This is a genomic window from Stenotrophomonas sp. SMYL20 (assembly GCF_036320045.1).
GTDB classification, from domain to species: Bacteria; Pseudomonadota; Gammaproteobacteria; order Xanthomonadales; family Xanthomonadaceae; genus Stenotrophomonas; species Stenotrophomonas maltophilia_A.
Window position 1 is genome coordinate 1 of the sequence record NZ_JAWIRT010000030.1, and the last position, 16732, is coordinate 16732.

Consider the following 16732-nt stretch of genomic DNA (forward strand, 5'->3'; position numbering starts at 1 on the left):
TCGGGGCCCGGCCCAGCCGCTGGCGGCTGTGCGTTCGGGCGCTTGCGAAGCAATGCTTCGCAAGCAAAGCGCCCTCACCCATGTAAGCTCGGTCGCCGCTTGCTCGTGTGCGCAGTCCGGCGCACACGGCAAGACCGGGGTTGGGCGTCCTGCCCAACCCGCCCAAGGCATGCCTCGGGCCCATGCGGCTCACGCCCCCGCAACCGGACCCACCCCGCCTTCGACAGTTCCCCGCGGCCTGTCGTGTATTGCATTCTGTAGCCGAGCCATGCTCGGCTCAGATCTCACAGATATTGAAATATTCGATTCCGATGGAGTCATCCACACAGGCGTGGATCCATCAGACATCGGGAAACTGTCAGAGGTGGGGCGGTGTCGGAGTGCGGGGTGTCAGCCGCATGGACGCGGCTGCCAAGCCTACAAGGACGTACTTGCGGCGTCCCCGCACTCCGACACCGCCCCACCACCCCACAGGAAACCCGCCGTTGCTGTTGCTGTTGCTGTTGCTCCAGCTTCCAGCAGGTGCAGGGCTGCAAGCCCTGCCGAACACCATCCTTACCTCAAACGCAGCAGCAGGCTGCCACCCGCGCACACCACCGCCAGCCAGGCCACGCCGTTCCAACCCCACTGCGCCAGCGCCAGGCTGCCCAGCGCACCACCGGCGGCCATGCCGATGAACATGCCCGTGAACAGCAACGCATTGAGCCGGCTGCGTGCCGGCGGCACCAGTCCGTAGACCAACGTCTGGTGCGCCACCAGCGCCGACTGGAAGCCGAAGTCGAACAGCAGCGCGCTCACCACCAGCAGCGGTAGCAGCGCAGCGGCCGGCAGCCACGACTCGGTCAACAGCAGGCCAAAGCCCAGCAGCGCCACCGCGATCGCCAGCCGCGCCACGGCGTGGCAACCCAAGCGATCGGCGAATCGACCCGCAAACGGCGCGGCCAATGCGCCGGCCGCACCGGCAATGCCGAATGCACCCGCTGCGGCACTACCCAGCCCCAACCGTGCATGCAGCATCAGCGCGAGGGTTGACCAGAACGCGCTGAAGCCCACCGCCAGCAGCGACTGGCTGGCCACCGCACGGCGCAGCTGTGGCTGCTCCCGCCACAACGCCAGCAACGAACCCAACAACGCCGGATAGCGCAGTGTGCTGGTCGGTGCGAAGCGCGGCAGCGCACGCGCCATCACCGCTCCCATCGCCGCCACTGATACCGCGGCCAGCACGAACTGCGTGCGCCAACCCCACGCTTCGGCCACTACGCCACTGACCACCCGTGACAACAGGATTCCGAGCAGCAGGCCGGTCATCACCCGGCCGACGATCTGGCCGCGCTGCACATCCGGCGCCAGCACCGCTGCAGCCGGCACGATGTCCTGCGCCAGCGTGGCCATCAGCCCGACCAGCAGGCTGGCCATCAGCAGGCCCGGCAGGTGGCCAGCCATCGCAGCAGCGCCCAACGCCAACGCCAGCAACGCGGACTTCCACAGGATCAGGTTGCGGCGGTCGAACCGGTCGCCCAACGGCGCCAGCAGCAGAATGCCAAGCGCATATCCCAGCTGGGTCAAGGTCGGTACCAGGCCGGCAGCGCGCTCGCCGGCGCCGAGATCCTGGGCGATCAGGCCCAGCATCGGCTGGCTGTAATAGAGCGAAGCGACCGAAAAGCCAGCGCCGGCCGCCATCGCCATCACCAGCGGGGTGGAGGGTGCGGTCGTGGGTGCCGCAGCGACGGACAGCGAGGGGGTAGACATGGGAGAGTCCGGTGGGGGAAGTGGGCGTATCCTGCCGGTATTCGCGAGGCGTCTGTAGTAGGCTTCCGCACATACACTTCATACGTAAAGCGCATGAATGACCTCGCCACCGGGGCCGATCGTCTGGATCTGCTGCGCACCTTCCTGCGCATCGTCGATGCCGGCAGCCTGTCTGCTGCGGCCGTGCAGCTGGGCACCACCCAGCCGACGGTCAGCCGCCGCCTTCAGGCCCTGGAGCGGCAGTTAGGCCTGCGCCTTCTGCAGCGCTCCACCCACGGCCTGCAGCTGACCGAGGATGGCCTGCGCTGCCAGCGTCATGCGCAACGCGTGGTCGACGAATGGGAGTCGCTACAGGCCGAACTGCACGGCGAACCGGAAACGCTGCGTGGACGTTTGCGGGTGATGGTGCCGCACGCCTTCGGCCAGGCGCAGCTGCTGCCGACCATGCTCGCGTTCCTCGCCCAGCACCCGCAGCTGAGCCTGGAGTGGATCCTCGAGGATCGGCGCCCGGACTTCATCGCAGAAGGCATCGACTGCGCGGTGCGGGTGGGCCCCGTCGACGAACCGCGCATGGTCGCACTACCGCTCGCCGAAGTGCCGCGCATCGTCGTGGCAGCGCCCTCGTTGGTGGACGCCACAGCAGTCAGTACGCCGGAACAGGCGCAATCACTGCCGTGGATCTCGCTGGTCACCTACTACCGCGAACGCCTGCTGCTGCATGACGCACAGGGCCGCGCGCATACGCTGTCGATCAGCCCGCGCCTGCTCAGCGACAACCTGTTCGTGGTGCAGCAGGCCGCATGTGCGGGGCTGGGCGCAGCGGTGGTCTCGGCCTGGCTGGTGGCCGACGATCTCGCACAAGGGCGGCTGGTGCAGCTGCTGCCGGACTGGCAGGCGCCGGCACTGCCGGTACACGTGGTGTTTCCCGCCGCGCGCCAGCAGCCGCCGCGGCTGCGCGCCTTCATCGATGCGATGAAGGCCGCGCTGCCGCAATTGCATGGAATGCGGCCGGCGCCGCGTTAGGTCATCGGCCGCATCATCCACGCATGGCGTGGATCTACTGATGGTACGGGTAGATCCACGCAATGCGTGGATTCTGCCCCGCCCCGCAATCAGTTGGCCTTGGCCGCCTCGGCATTCCACGCTGCGACCCTGGCCTTGGTGTCGGCCAGCATCTTGTCCAGCGCGGCGCGGTCATACACGTTGCCGCGCAGGATCACGCTGTCGATCTTTTCGGTGGCAGCAATGTCCTGCAGTGGGTTGGCGGTCAGCAGTACCAGATCGGCGGCCTTGCCCTGTGCGACACCACCGTAGCGGTCCATCTGGCCGAACCAGGCCGGGCCGGAACGGGTTGCGGCCGACAGCGCCTGCGGTGCGCTCAGGCCTTCCTTCACGAACAGCTGCAATTCCTGGTGCAGGGCGATGCCCGGGAAGTTGAACGAGTTGAGGAAGCCCGCATCGGTGCCCGCAATGATCGTCACACCGGCTTCCTGCAGCATCGGCAGCACCGCGGCCACCTGGTGGTACTGCGCGTGGCGCGCTTCGATCTGTGCCGGCGTGGCCTTCGCCGCGCGGTCCACGCGCCACTGGTAGGTCGCGCGCAGGTCCGGGCCGATGTAGGCCAGGTACGGATCGTTGGCGTGGTCATCCTGGTCAAGGAAATCGAGGATGCGGCCCCCGTTGAGGGTCGGGGTCACGAATACGCCACGCTTGGCGAAATCGCGGTAGGCGTGCATCGCCGTGTCGCGGTCGAAGCTGGCGTCGAGGCGGCGGTTGGCTTCGGCGCGGTCGATGCGGCCGGCACCGAAGTCGGCGGCGATCTGCGCTTCATCCTTGCTGCCGGCCTTGAATGCATAATCCAGATGCTCGATCGAGGCCAGGCCCGCATCGACCGCCTGCTCCACGGTCAGTGCCATCGGAATATGCCCCGAGGCCTTGAAGCCGGCCTTGCGCGCAGCACTGGCCGAGTACAGGAACAGCTCCGGCTTCAGCGTGCTGTCGGTGATCTTCACGAAATCAACCTTGTCGTGCTGCAGGCGGGCGATCGCCTTGTCGGCGTCGGCCTCGCTGCCCACTTCGATCGTACCCTTCCAGACCGGCTTGATGCCTTCGATCTTCGCGCCCGAACTGAGCAGGCGCGGACCAAACAGCGTGCCCTTGGCGATCTCGCCGCGCCACTGCAGCACCTGCTCGGGCAGGTCACCGGAACAGTCGCGCACGGTGGTGATGCCGTGCGCGATATATAGCGGCAGCAGCGCCTTGTTCTCTTCGATCAGCGCCGGGCCGCCGCCGAAGTGCACATGCATGTCCCACAGGCCCGGGATCAGGTACTTGCCCTTGGCATCGATCTGGCGGGCCGCGCTCCATTGGCTGCGCAGCTGCGCGTCCGGGCCGACGGCCACGATATCCTCGCCACGGATCACCACGCTCTGTCCGGCCAGGGTGCTGGCGTGCTCGACATCGACCACGGTGGCATTGCGGATCAGCAGGTCGGCGCGCTCGGCAGCAGACGCCGACAGCGGGGCCACTGCAAGGAGGATGGCAAGGGACAACGGACGGGAACGGAACATGGACAGCATCCTGATGGGCACGACCAGCGTGCGGGGTGGAAGGGAACAGTCTTCAGCGCACCGCGCCGTGCTGGCGCAGCAGGGTTTCAATTCCGGTATAGCCGCGCTGGCGCGCATGCGCCAGCGGCGTCACACCGTCGCCGTCGGCCAGCTCGGGGTCGGCGCCGGCCTCCAGCAGCAGCTGCACGATCTGCACGTGGCGCGCGCCGCCGTCACCGAGCAGGATTGCTTCCAGCAGCGCGGTCCAGTGCAGGCGGTTGACATGGTCCACCTCAACACCGGCACGCAGCAGCGTGCGCACAGTGGCGACGTGGCCGCGCTCGGCGGCGGGAATCAATGCGGTGCCGCCATAGCGGTTGGTGCTGCGCAGATCGGCGCCATGCGCCAGGGTCATCGCCAGGATCTCGTCCAGTCCACGCGCGCCGGCGTACAGGTAGGCGCTGTCCTGCATGGCGTCCTTGGCATTGACGTCGGCGCCGGCTTCGATCAGTTCACGCGCGGCGTCTACATTGTTGCCATGCGTGGCCAGCAGCAGCGCGGTACGGCCCTGGCCATCACGCGCCTCCAGCGTGGCGCCATCCTCGATCGCCTGTCGCAGCGCATCGGCATCGCCGCGGCTGGCAGCATCGCGCAGGCGGCCATCGACGTCGGCTTTGGACGTTGCGGTGCAGGCCGGGGAGATCATGGCCAGCAGGAATAACAGCAGCACGCGCGCGAACGGCGCAGGCCAGCCAGGGGAACGATGGACGCGCATGACGGTGTCTCCTCATGACCGTCGCCACGGAACGCCGTGCGACGGTAGCAACAGCCGGGCATTGCCGGCCCCTGCCCTGCATGGTAGAAGTCGGCATTGGTATCCAGAAGTGAAATGTTCAAATGCAAGACAGTGCCAAATCGAATAGAACCCTGTTCGAACTGGACCTGCTGCGGGCGCTGGTGATGGTGGCCGACTGCGGCAGCTTCACCACTGCGGCCACGCGCCTGCATTCGACCCAGTCCACGGTCAGTCAGAAGGTGCGCCGGCTGGAGGAACTGGCCGGGCATCGCCTGCTCGAACGCGGCCACCGCGACGTACACCCCACCGATGCCGGCCACACCCTGCTCGGCTACGCGCGGCGCATGCTCGACCTGAACGAGGAAATGGCACAGGCGTTGGCCGGCGCCACCGTGGAAACCGCGGTGCGCATCGGTGTCCCCGAGGACTTCGTCAACGCACAGACCACACGCATGCTGGCCGCTTTCAGCCGCCGCCACCCACAGGTGAAACTGGAAATCAGCAGCGGCCTCAGCCGTGACCTCGCGCAGGGCTTCGACCACGGCGAGCTGGACCTGGTGCTGGTCAAGCAACGCCGCAACAGCCGCCAGGCGGTGCATTGCCGGCGCGAGCCGATGCACTGGATCGACAGCCTGCGCAGCAGCTGCCTGCAGCTGGACCCGCTGCCGCTGGTCACCTTCCCGCCACGCGGGCTGTACCGCGACGAGATGATCCACGCCGTGGAAGCGCTGGGCCTGCGCTGGCGCATCGCCTTCACCAGTTCGTCGCTGAGTGGCATCCAGGGTGCGGTGGCCGATGGCATCGGCATCAGCCTGCTGCCGCGCCGCGCGGTCACCCGCGAACACCGCATCATCGATGGAGAGCGCGAGCTGCCGGTGATCGACAACTACGAGATCGGCCTGCTGCATCGCGCGGACGCCGATGATGCCGTGCGCGCACTGGCCAGCGAGCTGTGGCGGCAGGTGCAGCGCGAACCGGACTGAGCACGGTAGATCCACGCCATGCGTGGATGCCTTTCGCGCATCAAGCATCGAAACTTGGCCAATCCGGCCGCACGGCGGGCAACATCGCCTCGTAGAGTGCCCGTTGTTTCCGTGCCCCACGGCGCCTCGCCATGTCCGACGAAATCCCTACCCGCTTCGATCCCCTGCCCGCTGCCCTGCAGACGCATCTGCAGCACCAGCGCTCGCTGATCGCCGCGCGCGTGGCCGCCGGCTTTCCGACGTTGCCGGTGCAGTGGCCGCTGGCGGCCACCACCCTGCAGCGCGTGGTCGATGCGGAGCTGATCGATCGTGACGACGGCGAAGGCTGGGAAGCACTGGGCGTGGCCTTCGGTGACACCCTGGCCCAGCGCGTGCCGGGCCTGGCCTGGATGCAGGTGACCGATGCCTGGGGCATCGACGCGGTGCTGCGCTATGCCGACAGCAGCCTGCAGATCGGCGCCAGCACGCTGCTGCTCAAGCGCGTCGAGCAGGGCGAGATCATCGACATCGCCCATCTGCTGGCGTGGCTTGAGGAATTCATCGCCACCCGCGCCGACGATTACGCCTGATTGGTAGATCCACGCCATGCGTGGATGATTGAGACCACGCGATGGTGCCATCCACGCCATGACGTGGATCTACAGCCAGCGGCCGTCGACCACCACGCGGCGCTCCACCGGCACTCCGGCCACGGCGGCCGGGCCGTGGTCGGCACGCACGGCCACGAACGTCGCCGGCCGGCCTTCGGCAATGCCATGCTGCGGCAGGCCGATCACCTGCGCGGCGTGGGTGGTGACCATGTCCAGCGCCAGCATCAGGTCGGCGTCGGTGTAGAACCCGGAACGGTAGCCCAGCAACATCGCGCGCTGCAGCAGGTCGCCATTGCCATACGGCCACCAGCAGTCGCGGATGTTGTCATTGCCTGCGAACACGCGCACACCGGCATCATGCAGCGCGCGCAGCGGCGGGAACGGATGATCGCCCGGAGCGTTGCTCATGATCGCCACACCCGCCGTGGCCAGTGCTTCGCCCACCTGCAGCGCGCGCGCCAGCGGCACTTCGCCCAGCGAATAGGCATGGCTGACCGCAACCCGCCCCTGCAGGCCGGCGGCCCGCGTCCGCGCCGCGATGCGCAGCAGCTGGACCAGGCCGGTTTCGCCGGGCTCGTGCAGATGGATGTCCAGCTGCACGCCGTAACGCTCGGCCAGGCCGAACAGCAGCGCCAGCTGGCCTTCGGCATCACCATCGAGCGTGGTCGGGTCGATGCCGCCGAGCACCTCCACGCCCGCGGCAAGCGCCTGCTCCAGTACGGCGGCGGTGCCGGGACAGGACATCACCCCGGCCTGCGGAAACGCCACCAGCTGGATCCGCATGATGTCGGCGCAGCGCAGTGCCGCCTCGCGCACCGCTTCGAGATGGCCGAGACCGGTGCTGCCGTCGATATCGACATGGCAGCGCATCGCCACCGTACCGAAAGCACTGCATTGGCGGATCAGCGCCTCGGCACGGTCCACCATCGGTGCCGCACCCGCCACCGCCGCCTTCTCCACCGCCAGCCGCTCACGCAGGCTGTTCACCGGCTGGTGCGGGTGCCAACGGTCGCCGACGAAACTCTTGTCCAGGTGGATATGGCCGTCGACCAGCCCGGGCAGCACCGCGAAGCCCTTCAGATCGACGCATTCCGCCCCTTCAGCCGGCGCCGCCTCGCCATTGAGCCCGCTGATGCGGCCATCACGGATATGGAAATGCAGTGGCGCGCCGTCGCGGTCGACACCACCGTGGATGAACTGCAGGGTCATCGGGAATTCCCGGAAAGCCAAGACTGGCGCCATCCTGCGCCTCGATAGTGCCATCGGCCAACGAAATATCTGGATGGCACGCATTCACCAGAACGATGATTCCCCCTGCGACAACCGGTCGCGGCCACGCCGTGCACACCCCTGAACGGGTAACATGGGCGCCTGTTTCCGCTGTGATGCCGCATGGGCCCGTCCGACCGCCACGATCGTCTCCGCCGCTGGCAGGCCGCGTCCCTGCTTGCCGCCGCTCCGATCGCCAGCCTGTCCGCCACTGATGCTGCGGCCGCCGCGCCGCTGCAGTCGCCGCCGGGCCAGCAGCGCATCGCCTCGGCTGCGCTGGTCGAGCGCCTGCACCAGCGCGTGCTGTCCGGGCAGAGCGCCACCGCCACGCTGGAACACTGGTGCGCCGAGCACGGCCTGGCCGAACAGGCGCGGGTGCGCGCCGTGCGCATACACGGCCAGGACAAGCCGGCCCCCGCCGACGTGCTGCAGGCGCTGGGCGTGAAGCCGGGTACCGACCTGCGCTATCGCCGCGTGCAGCTGGTCTGCGGCAGCCGCGTGCTGTCCGAGGCCGACAACTGGTACCTGCCTGGTCACCTCAGCCCGGCCATGAACCAGGTGCTGGACAGCACCGACGAACCGTTCGGTCGCGTGGTCGGCCCGCTGGGCTTCCAGCGCCAGACCCTGGCTGACCAGACGTTCTGGCCGCCGCGGGGCGAAGGCGATCACGGCGTGATCCTGGAAGTGCGTGCCCTGCTGCGCGACCGCCAGCAGCAGCCTTTCAGCTACGTCATCGAGTCGTACCTGCAGCAGGCGCTTCCGTAACGCGCCGCGGTGCCGGGCATCCGCCGGCTACGGGCCCGTGATGGCGTTGGCTGCAGGATCCACCGAGAACACGAAGCGCCCACCACGCTGGTCCCTGCCCCATGTCATCGGCGCCGTGGTCAGACTGTAGACCGGGGCCGCCTTGTCCGTGCCGATCGCCTCGGACCAGGCACTGAAATCCTCATCGGTACGGCTTCGGATCTCGCCAACACACAGGCTGTAGCCACAGGCGAAAGACACCAGCGTGCCGTCGCTGCCGATGAGCCGGGTCGCGGCCGTCCTGTAGAGCCGGGTCAGGTCCTGCACTTCCGGGTGGCCGGCCGCATCGCGCTCGAACTGGCTGATCGCCTGCGCGAAAGCCTTGTCGGAACCCAGCAGCGCCTCGCTCTTCTGCACGGACACCGCACCCTCGCTCAGCAGCATACGCTCGCCCTCGAGGAAGTGCCCCTCCGGTTGCGCGAGCCCAGCGGCAGCCGTCGTGGCACTCGATGCCGTTGCCGCGCGCGATGGCCCAGCGTGCTCCGCTGGCTGCGCGTGAGACTGCGCAGGCGCGGCATTGGCCACCTCCGCGGCATCCTCCACGCTGGCCGCCTGCCTGCCACTGCAACCTGCAATGGCCACCACTGCAATCACGCTCCACACCCTGACATCCATGCGCATCCTCCTCCGGGTAGCGCCACAGCATGCCACGCGCGCAGCGGCAACACGGATGCACTGCACAAAGAAAAGCCCGGCAATGCCGGGCCTTTCGTTCGCCTGCCGGATCAGCGGAACCGGTAGTCCAGCTGCACCCAGTACTGGCGGCCATACGGGTCGTAGTTGCCGACCGGGTAGAACGGCCAGCCGCCACCGTTCTTGTCCGCCGGCGGGCGGCTGTCACGCAGGTTGTTGACGATCACACCCACCGACAGGTTCTCGCCGAACTGGCGGAACACGCTGGCGTTGTAGGTCATGTACGGCGCGATGCGGCCACTGCCATCGGTCTTCGGCAGCGAGCCGAAGCGGTTGCCGTACAGCGTGGTGGTCCAGTCACCCTGGTTCCAGGTGATGCTGCCGTTGGCCTTGCTGCGCCACTGGTAGTCATCCAGCGAATTGCGGATGTCACGCTCCGGATCATCGGAGAACTGTCGGTATTTGTGCTCCAGCACCACGGTGTAGGCCAGGCGCGTGGTGAAGCGGCCATAGCGGCCGGCATCGAAACGCCAGTTGCCCTTCAGGTCCAGGCCGCGAACCGATTCGGAGGCCGCGTTGATCGGATTGATCAGCACGCGGGTCACCTGGTCCGGCTGCACGGTGGCATTGGATGGATTGCGGATCACCCGCGACAGCGCGTCCTGGCACAGCGGCGAACCGATATCGCGCGCTTCGCCGCCCAGCGTCCGGCCCAGGCGGCAATCGGCCTCATCACGCAGGATGCGGCTGGTATCGAGGCTGGTCACTTCGTTGTCGATGCGGATGTCGTAGTAGTCAGCGCTGAAATCCAGGCCGGACAGCGGCGACCAGACCACGCCGAAACCATACGACTTGGCCGATTCCGGCTGCAGCTGCGCATTGGCGCGGTTGCTGTAATCAATCGACAGGCCGTTGTAGTCGCAGTTGTCGTACGACTGGCCCGCCGTGCGGCAGCGCCAGTAATCGGTCATGCCCGGGTTGTAGCCGCGGGTTTCGGTGGCAAACACGTAGTTCATGTCCGGCGCACGGAAGCTGGTCGCCGCCGTACCACGGATCAGCAGGCTCTCGATCGGACGGAACTCGACGCCGAAACTCCAGGTGGCCTTGCCGATGTGCTCGCCACCGGCACGGTACTGGTCATAACGACCGGCCAGGGTGGTGGTCAGCGACTGCAGCAGCGGCAATTGCAGCTCCACACCTGCAGCGTAGCGGTCACGCTCGCCACCGGCGCCGACGCCTGCACTGGTGTTCCAGAACTCGCCGCTGCCCAGGCGCGGGTCCGGTCGGTTGCGATAGCCCTGGCTGCCGGCCTCGACCACCGCTGCCAACGCCGCATCGCCCCCAGGCAGCGCGAACAGGCGGCCGTTGACGCTGGCGCTGAAGGTCTGCAGCCATGCCGCGTTACGGCTTTCCTGGTAGTCGGACAGCCCCTCGTATTCGTTCGGGGTCAACGGCTGGAACAGGCGCGCCGGATCCGGCGCATAGACCTCAACGCCGTTGCGCACACCCAGCTTGGGGCCGAGCAGGTATTCGTTGATGCCGGCCAGCAGCACCGGGCGGCGGGTGCGGTTCTCGTATCGCGAGCGGCTGTAGACCGCCTCATAGTCCCAGCCGCTGTCGCCGATCTGGCCACGTGCGCCGACGTTGAACGACCACGAGTTTTCCAGGAAGCGGTTGGCATTGCGCGGCAGCCCGCCGATTTCCTCCGGCGCGAAGCGGCGGTACCAGCTTTCCAGGTTGCCGGTGGTCTGGTTGTAGAAGTAGTTGCGGGCCGAGGTCCAGGTCGGCGCACGCGTGTTGTTGTAGATCCGCGCGCTGCCCACGGCGACATCGGCGAACAGGTCAGTGGTCTCGTTGACGTGGAAGGTCAGCAGGCCATAGCCATTGAGGTTGCGCTTCTGGGTCTGCACGGTCCAGTAGCTGGCGGCGGCCTCGTTGCTGCCGCAGTACCAGCCCTGGCGAGGGTTGAAAGCGCGGAACACGCTGCCGCCATAGATGTCAGACGCCCCGTCGCAGCCAGTGACGCCCGGATCGATGTTGCGGCCGGTGGCGGCATTGCGGCGATAGGCGATCGCGGTCGCCTGCGGTGCCTTGCCGGCCGGATCATCGTCCAGCGAATCCATGAAATCGCGCTGGCGCGCGTGGATCGCCTTGCGCACATCGAACTCGAAGCCGAACAGCGCATTCCAGCGCTCGCCGGAACTGCCACCGACCACCTGCGCGCGCTGGTTGTCGCCGCCGCCCTGCTGGGTGCCACCGGCGCGCACGTTCACATCCACGCCCTCAAAGCGGTCCTTGAGGATGATGTTGACCACGCCGGCGATCGCATCGGAGCCGTATACCGCCGACGCACCTGCCGCCAGGACCTCGATGCGCTCGATCAGCGCACTGGGGATGTTGGCCAGGTTTACCACGTTCACCGACCCTTCGTAGGCCAGCGGGTAGTCGGCCTGGCGGCGGCCGTTGACCAGCACCAGCGTGCGGTTCGGGCCCAGCCCGCGCAGGTTGATGGTGTTGGCGGCCGGGGTGAAGGTGTTGCCGAAGTCCTCGCCCTGTACGTTGCCGGTGTTCTCGGTCAGCGCGCTCAGTGCGTCGAAGGCATTGCGGTAGCCCTGCGCATCGATCTGTTCGCGGCTGATCACCGTCACCGGCGACGGGCCCTCGACACTGGCGCGTGGAATGCGCGAGCCGGTGACCTTCACTTCCTGCAATGTGGTGGGTGCGCTTTCCTGCGCGAAGGCCGGCAACGAGACCAGCATCAGGGACGACAGTGCGAGCACCAGCGGACGCGGGCGCAGCGCCTTGTGGGAGGCGGACATGGGCTTCCTGGGGAGTTGGGCGGGTGGTGGTACGGGGGCAGCGGCCTGTACGGCGCATAACGATCCCGTAACGAAAGTGTCCTGAATGGGGGGTTTCAACGGAAATGACCAGGCCTGATGGCCTTATGCCTGAACCGAATCAGACCCGCAGTGCCATCCACCACACTTTTGCAATGTTTTGAATGGTGCAGGGCTGCAGGCACGGCCATCGTGCCGGGGATGATGACCCCGTACCCCACTTCCCTCCTTCCCCCATTGCGCCCGGTGCTGCGCCGTCACCTGCTGCAGCTGCAGGCCGCACCGGTCACCCTGCGCCCTTTCCAGCGTGCCGACCTGCCGCGCTGGCGCCTGTTCGATGACCGCCGCCGGCGCGGCCGCCGCGATCCGTCCGTCATCGATGAGGAAGCGCGCTTCCTCGCCCACATGCATCGCTCACGCCTGGAACAGGACAACGACCAGCTGCTGCTGGGGGTGTTCGATGACGAGCACGGCAACGTACTGGACCAGCTGCACGTACGGCTGCAATCACTACACGCGCGCAGCGCCGAACTGCTGTCGCTGCAGCATTGGCACCCGCATGCCGACGCGGCGCTGCAGGCGCTGTGTCCTTTCCTGTTCGAGGACGTCGGCCTGCATCGCCTGTTCGTGATGCTGCCACCGGACTGCAGTGATCCGTTCGCCTCCGCGCTGCGGGCCTTCGGCTTCGAGCAGGAAGGCCTGCTGCGCGACCATCATCTGGATCTGGATGGCTGGCAGGATCGCCAGCTGCTGGCGCTGACCGCACCCATGTGGCGGAGCAAGCACAGGATGCTGGACTAGCGCACCCGCTCCAGCGCGTTGCCGGCACCGGTCAGCACCGAGCAGGCGTGGTCCTGCAGCTCTTCGGCGCTGGCCTCGTTGCCGGTGCCCGCGTCCACACGGGTGGCCAGCAGGATGAAGCCCGGGACGCCCTGCACGGCGTCCCGGCCCGCCACAACCAGGCTCCACTGGCCGACGTCGTCCACGCCTGCGAGGTCGTAGGCCAGCAGATTGAGCGGATTGGCGGTCAGTTCTGCGCCCGGCAGCAGGCGTGCCTGGTACTGATGGCCGCGCAGCGGCACCGGCAGGGGTGCCCACTGGCTGCCCAGAGCGGCAGCATGCGTGTCCAGCGCCTGCAGCACGTCGGCACGCAGGCAATCCACGTGAATATGCAGCTGGTGCTGCGAGCGGCCATGCGGTGAATTCAGCGCCAGGCTGGCAACGTTGCGCGGCAGCGGTTGGCCCAGCGCCCGTTCGGTGTGGGTGCGGGCCAGCCAGGCCGCGCCGAAGTAGTTGGGTGCACCACGCTGGTACAGGCTGCGGCTCTCGATGCCGCTGACCTTGTCCAGCGGCATCAGCAGGAACTGGTAGTCGCCGTGCGCGTCCTTGACCAGCACATCGCGGCGGTCTGCTGCCGTCTCCACCCGCAGGCAATCGCCACGCGGGCCTTCGGCGCCCTGGCAGTCACGTTCAATCAATCGCCACAATGCATCGGAATGGGCCGGCGGCGGAGGCGCGCTGGCACAGGCAGACAACAGCAGCAGGGACGATAGCAGGAAGGGGCGCAAGGACACGGCACGACTCACGGAGCAGGCACGGCAGACAGCGCCGCGCTGCATTCTAGCCAGTGCAACGCTGCAATCAGTAGGTGCCGAACGGCACTTCAACCACGATCGGGGCGGCACCCTCGCCGGCCTGCAGGCTGTAGCGGTCCAGCGCGCCATCGTCATCGGCGTGCGGCTGGCGCTGGAAATGCAGCGGGTAGCGGCTGTCCCCCAGGCGCACGGCACTGCCGTCGGCCTCCAGCGCGGCACCTTCCGGAATCAGCAGACCGCCCAGGTCGCTGTAGGCGCCAGGTACATCGGCGAAGCTGTAGTCGGCCAGCTCGTCCACCCGCTGCATCGCATAGACGTGCGGCACATAGGGTCGTGCAGGGCTACGGCCATTGCTCAGGTCCGTCACCCAGGCCTGCGGCAGGTGGTACTCCCCGCGCAGCGCAGCGACGCCCAGCGAGGGGCTGGCCACCTGCAGGCAGCACACCGCCCGCTTGCCCTCGCGGTCGAGGATGGCGAAACGGTCGCCGCGGGTGGCCGCCTGCGGCAGCATGGCGAAGGCCAGGTTACGCTGCGCCGGCGCGTAGCCGGATTCGGTCTGCAGGTTGCGCCAGGCGCCGAATACCGGGGATTGGACCTGCTCGGATTCCGGATCGGCAGCGGAGGCGGCAAACGCCACGCCCAGCAACGACAACATCAGGGCCGTCATTGTCTTGTCCTTGCCGCGGAAACTGCCTGCCGTCATACCGTATCCAACACCTGCGCCGGAAAGGCCCGGCCTGCCCGCTGGCGTACTGCCAGCTATTCCTCCCACTATGCAATGACCACGCTGTGCCGGCAATGACCGGGGCGCTGACGCCTTTCGCACGCTCGGTGCTATCGTTCCCGCCATCGTCCCCTGCGCAGGAGCGCTCACATGTCTCCATTCCGTCTGTCCCTGTTGCTGCCGGCCTCCGCCCTGCTGCTGTCGGCCTGCGTCAGCACCCCTGGCCCGGAAGTCAAAGGCAGTGGCCGCTGCGACGCCAGCCAGCTGGGCTGGGCGATCGGCCAGCCGGCCAACGAGCCCAACATCCGTCGCCTGTCCCGCGAGAGCGGTGCCGGCCTGGTCAACCCGATCGGCCCCAGCACCATCACCACCAAGGACATCCGCCCGGACCGCCTGCGCGTGTTCGTGGACAAGGACAACATCATCACGTCCACCCGCTGCGAGTAAGCGCGGCAGCGGGCTTTTGTAGGGTCGAGCCATGCTCGACTGGTTTTCGGATGGGTCGCGCAGAAAACCAGTCGAGCATGGCTCGACTCTACATTTCAGGGTTCGGTATATCCCGCACAATCCGGCAGCGCCTGGTCGGGGTGGAATACCCCATCGCTGAAGCGGAACAGCCGCGTGTAGGTGCACGCCGGGTCCTGCTCGGTGCGCAGATCCTGCTTCTTCAACGGCCCCTTGGCCAGCGAATCCTCGAAGCGCGAAACACCGGCCGGGAACCGGGTCGCCACGGTCTGGTAGCGCAGCACCGGCATGCCCTCGGCGACCGTATCCAGCGCCAGCTTCGCCGAGAAGCCGTATTCGTCATGGCAGGCACCTGCGCGCTGCTTGATGTCCTGTTCGCTGAAACAGGCGCGGATCATCGCATTGCCCAGCCATGGCACGGTCAACACGTCGTCGTCCACCTGGATGTCGTCCTGCAGGTGGCGCACGCGTGCCAGTTGCAGCGTAGACGCGTCGGCACCTCCACCGGAGTACATGGCGCTGAACGTGACGATGCCACCCACCAGCACATTCTGGCGGTCGCGCTGCTGCGGGTCGGTCACCGGTTCATCGCTACCCACGCGAGGTGCCAGCCGCACGATCCACGGCCACAGCGACAGCTCGCTTTCCTGCGGCACGTCGATGCTGACGTGGTAGGTGTGTGGCGTGCCCTGGCCCGGTGCCTTCTCAAGCACTTCCAGCACAGTCGGCCGGTCACCATCGTTGGCAACCGGCTGCACGCGCACGCACCAGTTGCCGTCCCGCGTGCACTCGTAGAGCCCCGCCGGCCCCGTCTCATGGGCCATCAGCACCTGCCCCAACGGCTCCATCACGTTGCCCGCAGCGTCACGCTGCTGCGGCAGGATCGAGCCCTGCGTCAGCGCCAGCATCGGGGTGGCCAGCAGTGCAACGCACACGGTCGTGCAGGCAAGGACGGGGGGCATGGATGAGATTCCTGCTCGTGGAATCAAGATGGTAGCGCAGGAATAACGGAACGATCGCGACCAGCCCGGTCAACCGGAACCCAAGCGGCACACTACCTGTCAGAACGGCGCTCCCAACTACGCCCCTCCAGCAGTACGGAGAATGGCCGGGGGAGCGAAGCCGTCATCAGTTGACGACTCGAGATTCTCACCATCCCAGCTTGCCTGAGTGATCCACTCCACAGCCTTCTCAGCGAAGTCAGCGAAAGTGGGAGCAAGAAGGTACTTGGTTTCTTCATCCGCACCAAAGGCAATCATCTGTCCTTCAGCACCGTCAATATCGGGATCGAAATCCAATCCCATGTGATTGCCGCCACCATCGTGCGTCAGCGGTATCCAACGTGCATTGGTATACATCGGCTTCACCACCCCCGCAGGACTGGACTTCATGAACTCCGCGCAGTCCTCGTTCATGCCGTCGGCCTCGATCTCACGCCAACCCTGCCACTGCCGCCTGATCTCCATGGACGAGAGCATCTGAGTGCCGAACAGAAGCCCGGCCCCATCCTGCCCGTCGTGAATCATCAGCAGCTGCCTGAGCAGATCTGGCAAAGCGACTCCAAGCTGAGCTTCCAGTTCAACCAACTCGCTTTCGGAAGCTCCCGGCCGCAACTGCACTTCATCCAGACAATTCTTCTCGTGAAGCGACGCTTTGATGGACGCCCATATCTGATCCGCACTCTGCATTGGTTCTGTATCCGTTTCAGCCAAGACCTCAGCCTAGTGCGAACCCGATC

At 67.0% G+C, this 16732-nt stretch carries 16 protein-coding genes; 6 read left to right on the top strand and 10 right to left on the bottom strand.

All coding sequences use genetic code 11. The features are described 5' to 3' along the window. Window positions 1–555: 555 nt before the first annotated feature. Entirely contained in the window at window positions 556–1749 is a 1194-nt protein-coding gene (locus tag V3B48_RS18565) for an MFS transporter (protein WP_121503526.1), read from the bottom strand. 93 nt (window positions 1750–1842) lie between these two features. On the opposite strand from V3B48_RS18565, the gene V3B48_RS18570 reads away from it, so the two are divergent. Continuing rightward, window positions 1843–2772 (top strand): LysR family transcriptional regulator, encoded by a 930-nt coding sequence (locus V3B48_RS18570; protein ID WP_032128095.1) that lies wholly within the window; start codon window positions 1843–1845, stop codon window positions 2770–2772. 89 nt (window positions 2773–2861) lie between these two features. On the opposite strand, the gene V3B48_RS18575 is transcribed toward V3B48_RS18570, so the two are convergent. Continuing rightward, entirely contained in the window at window positions 2862–4319 is a 1458-nt protein-coding gene (locus V3B48_RS18575; RefSeq protein WP_329894205.1) for an amidohydrolase family protein, read from the bottom strand. A gap of 52 nt (window positions 4320–4371) precedes the next feature. Then, on the bottom strand, window positions 4372–5073 hold the full coding sequence (locus V3B48_RS18580; RefSeq protein WP_329894206.1) for an ankyrin repeat domain-containing protein: 702 nt from the start codon (window positions 5071–5073) through the stop codon (window positions 4372–4374). Between the two features lie 122 nt (window positions 5074–5195). Here V3B48_RS18580 and V3B48_RS18585 point away from each other — a divergent pair, with 122 nt between their 5' ends. Together V3B48_RS18585 and V3B48_RS18590 are read left to right on the top strand one after the other, a co-directional pair. After that, window positions 5196–6077: a LysR substrate-binding domain-containing protein gene (locus tag V3B48_RS18585; protein ID WP_329894207.1), complete on the top strand. Its 882-nt coding sequence runs from the start codon at window positions 5196–5198 to the stop codon at window positions 6075–6077. A 131-nt stretch (window positions 6078–6208) separates the two neighbouring features. Beyond that, window positions 6209–6646 (top strand): DUF3806 domain-containing protein, encoded by a 438-nt coding sequence (locus tag V3B48_RS18590; RefSeq protein ID WP_197618436.1) that lies wholly within the window; start codon window positions 6209–6211, stop codon window positions 6644–6646. Window positions 6647–6715: 69 nt separating this feature from the next. Here V3B48_RS18590 and V3B48_RS18595 read toward each other — a convergent pair whose 3' ends face one another. Continuing rightward, entirely contained in the window at window positions 6716–7876 is a 1161-nt protein-coding gene (locus V3B48_RS18595; RefSeq protein ID WP_329894208.1) for an amidohydrolase family protein, read from the bottom strand. Between the two features lie 183 nt (window positions 7877–8059). On the opposite strand from V3B48_RS18595, the gene V3B48_RS18600 reads away from it, so the two are divergent. Then, entirely contained in the window at window positions 8060–8701 is a 642-nt protein-coding gene (locus V3B48_RS18600; RefSeq protein ID WP_329894209.1) for a hypothetical protein, read from the top strand. 27 nt (window positions 8702–8728) lie between these two features. Here the strand turns inward: V3B48_RS18600 and V3B48_RS18605 are convergent, their stop codons facing one another. Continuing rightward, window positions 8729–9355: a hypothetical protein gene (locus V3B48_RS18605; RefSeq protein ID WP_049398455.1), complete on the bottom strand. Its 627-nt coding sequence runs from the start codon at window positions 9353–9355 to the stop codon at window positions 8729–8731. Window positions 9356–9465: 110 nt separating this feature from the next. Next, complete coding sequence (locus V3B48_RS18610) at window positions 9466–12192, bottom strand: TonB-dependent receptor (RefSeq protein ID WP_329894210.1); 2727 nt, start codon at window positions 12190–12192, stop codon at window positions 9466–9468. Window positions 12193–12411: 219 nt separating this feature from the next. On the opposite strand from V3B48_RS18610, the gene V3B48_RS18615 reads away from it, so the two are divergent. Then, complete coding sequence (locus V3B48_RS18615; RefSeq protein WP_032128103.1) at window positions 12412–13011, top strand: GNAT family protein; 600 nt, start codon at window positions 12412–12414, stop codon at window positions 13009–13011. On the opposite strand, the gene V3B48_RS18620 is transcribed toward V3B48_RS18615, so the two are convergent. After that, window positions 13008–13784 (bottom strand): CDP-diacylglycerol diphosphatase, encoded by a 777-nt coding sequence (locus V3B48_RS18620; RefSeq protein ID WP_329894211.1) that lies wholly within the window; start codon window positions 13782–13784, stop codon window positions 13008–13010. The genes V3B48_RS18615 and V3B48_RS18620 overlap by 4 nt on opposite strands. A 67-nt stretch (window positions 13785–13851) precedes the next feature. Further along, window positions 13852–14508, bottom strand: coding sequence for a hypothetical protein (locus V3B48_RS18625; protein WP_032128104.1), 657 nt, complete (start codon window positions 14506–14508; stop codon window positions 13852–13854). Between the two features lie 171 nt (window positions 14509–14679). Here V3B48_RS18625 and V3B48_RS18630 point away from each other — a divergent pair, with 171 nt between their 5' ends. Next, on the top strand, window positions 14680–14976 hold the full coding sequence (locus tag V3B48_RS18630; protein WP_032128105.1) for an I78 family peptidase inhibitor: 297 nt from the start codon (window positions 14680–14682) through the stop codon (window positions 14974–14976). A 95-nt stretch (window positions 14977–15071) separates the two neighbouring features. Here the strand turns inward: V3B48_RS18630 and V3B48_RS18635 are convergent, their stop codons facing one another. Together V3B48_RS18635 and V3B48_RS18640 are read right to left on the bottom strand one after the other, a co-directional pair. Beyond that, on the bottom strand, window positions 15072–15956 hold the full coding sequence (locus tag V3B48_RS18635; protein ID WP_329894212.1) for a hypothetical protein: 885 nt from the start codon (window positions 15954–15956) through the stop codon (window positions 15072–15074). 117 nt (window positions 15957–16073) lie between these two features. Further along, window positions 16074–16682 carry an SMI1/KNR4 family protein gene (locus tag V3B48_RS18640; RefSeq protein ID WP_329894213.1) on the bottom strand — a complete coding sequence of 203 codons (609 nt, stop codon included), beginning with the start codon at window positions 16680–16682 and terminating at the stop codon, window positions 16074–16076. Between the last annotated feature and the right edge of the window lie 50 nt (window positions 16683–16732).

Bases quoted from the DNA above. Each gene is read 5' to 3' on its own strand.
- V3B48_RS18595 (WP_329894208.1), bottom strand. From the start codon at position 7,876: ATGACCCTGCAGTTCATCCACGGTGGTGTCGACCGCGACGGCGCGCCA.
- V3B48_RS18610 (WP_329894210.1), bottom strand. From the start codon at position 12,192: ATGTCCGCCTCCCACAAGGCGCTGCGCCCGCGTCCGCTGGTGCTCGCA.
- V3B48_RS18605 (WP_049398455.1), bottom strand. From the start codon at position 9,355: ATGGATGTCAGGGTGTGGAGCGTGATTGCAGTGGTGGCCATTGCAGGT.
- V3B48_RS18575 (WP_329894205.1), bottom strand. From the start codon at position 4,319: ATGTTCCGTTCCCGTCCGTTGTCCCTTGCCATCCTCCTTGCAGTGGCC.
- V3B48_RS18635 (WP_329894212.1), bottom strand. From the start codon at position 15,956: ATGCCCCCCGTCCTTGCCTGCACGACCGTGTGCGTTGCACTGCTGGCC.
- V3B48_RS18565 (WP_121503526.1), bottom strand. From the start codon at position 1,749: ATGTCTACCCCCTCGCTGTCCGTCGCTGCGGCACCCACGACCGCACCC.
- V3B48_RS18625 (WP_032128104.1), bottom strand. From the start codon at position 14,508: ATGACGGCAGGCAGTTTCCGCGGCAAGGACAAGACAATGACGGCCCTG.
- V3B48_RS18630 (WP_032128105.1), top strand. From the start codon at position 14,680: ATGTCTCCATTCCGTCTGTCCCTGTTGCTGCCGGCCTCCGCCCTGCTG.
- V3B48_RS18580 (WP_329894206.1), bottom strand. From the start codon at position 5,073: ATGCGCGTCCATCGTTCCCCTGGCTGGCCTGCGCCGTTCGCGCGCGTG.
- V3B48_RS18615 (WP_032128103.1), top strand. From the start codon at position 12,412: ATGATGACCCCGTACCCCACTTCCCTCCTTCCCCCATTGCGCCCGGTG.
- V3B48_RS18585 (WP_329894207.1), top strand. From the start codon at position 5,196: ATGCAAGACAGTGCCAAATCGAATAGAACCCTGTTCGAACTGGACCTG.
- V3B48_RS18590 (WP_197618436.1), top strand. From the start codon at position 6,209: ATGTCCGACGAAATCCCTACCCGCTTCGATCCCCTGCCCGCTGCCCTG.
- V3B48_RS18570 (WP_032128095.1), top strand. From the start codon at position 1,843: ATGAATGACCTCGCCACCGGGGCCGATCGTCTGGATCTGCTGCGCACC.
- V3B48_RS18640 (WP_329894213.1), bottom strand. From the start codon at position 16,682: ATGCAGAGTGCGGATCAGATATGGGCGTCCATCAAAGCGTCGCTTCAC.
- V3B48_RS18600 (WP_329894209.1), top strand. From the start codon at position 8,060: ATGGGCCCGTCCGACCGCCACGATCGTCTCCGCCGCTGGCAGGCCGCG.